The sequence below is a fragment of the Melaminivora alkalimesophila genome, assembly GCF_000282995.1.
Classification (GTDB): domain Bacteria; phylum Pseudomonadota; class Gammaproteobacteria; order Burkholderiales; family Burkholderiaceae_C; genus Melaminivora; species Melaminivora alkalimesophila.
On record NZ_ALEE01000803.1, the window covers coordinates 1 to 955 of the forward strand.

Consider the following 955-nt stretch of genomic DNA (forward strand, 5'->3'; position numbering starts at 1 on the left):
CGCCGGCCGCCGCGGACGATGAGTGGGAGAGTTTCTGAGGCCGCACGGGTGCGGACCAGGAAGAGAGGGGCCCGGGGCCCCTTTTTGCGCTCCTGGGGCCGCAGCGGCGGCGCGTGCTCAAGCGAGTTCGGCGATCAGCTCGATCTCCACGCAGGCGCCCATGGGGATCTGCGCCACGCCGAAAGCGCTGCGCGCGTGTTGGCCGGCGTCGCCGAAGACCTGGCCCATCAGCTCGCTGGCGCCGTTGGTGACCAAGTGCTGCTCGGTGAAGTCGCCCGTTGAGTTGACCAGGCTCATCAGCTTGACGATGCGCTGGACACGGTTCAGGTCGCCGCCGGTGGCGGCATGCAGGGTGGCCAGCAGGTCGATGGCCACGGCGCGGGCGGCGGCCTTGCCCTCCTCGGTCGTGATGTCACGGCCGAATTGCCCCACCCATGGCTTGCCATCGCGGCGGGCGATGTGACCACTCAGGAAAACCAGCTTGCCGGTTTGCACGTAAGGCACGTAGGCTGCCGCGGGCACGGCCACCGGGGGCAGGGTGATGTCCAGTTCTTTCAGCTTGTCGTAAACGCTCATGGCGATCCTCAGGAAAGCAGGGGAGGCCCCGCGGCCGCGCCGGTGGGCGCCGCGCGAGGGCCGGCGCAGGTGCCGGGGCGCCCGGGCGATGGCCCGGCGCGCGCAGCGGCATGAGTGTTACATAGTTGGGCGCGCGCGATGCGGCCGGGAACCCCTGCTGCGCATGTGAGCACGCGCTGCGCAGCGCCGCCACGCTGGCTGGGCACGCCCGTGTTGCTCGGCGGCATCGCCGGCATCGCCGTCCAGTTGCAGCAGGCGGCGCTGTGGGACTGGCGCTGGTACGCCGTACTGGGCGGCTGCGCGCTGGGGTGGCTTTCGTGGATCCTGGGGGCCGGCGCGGCGCGCCGCGGGGGCCAGGGCTGGCGGGCAGCGGCCGCTG

At 72.0% G+C, this 955-nt stretch carries 2 protein-coding genes; one reads left to right on the top strand and one right to left on the bottom strand.

Annotated features, from left to right (window positions below; translation table 11 throughout):
- Window positions 1–117 precede the first annotated feature (117 nt).
- Entirely contained in the window at window positions 118–576 is a 459-nt protein-coding gene (locus A612_RS15485; protein ID WP_019375347.1) for a RidA family protein, read from the bottom strand.
- 165 nt (window positions 577–741) lie between these two features.
- Between A612_RS15485 and A612_RS17205 the strand changes: the two genes are divergently transcribed.
- Window positions 742–955, top strand: a 214-nt coding sequence (locus tag A612_RS17205) for a hypothetical protein (protein WP_206536122.1), incomplete at its 3' end; no start/stop codon positions are given.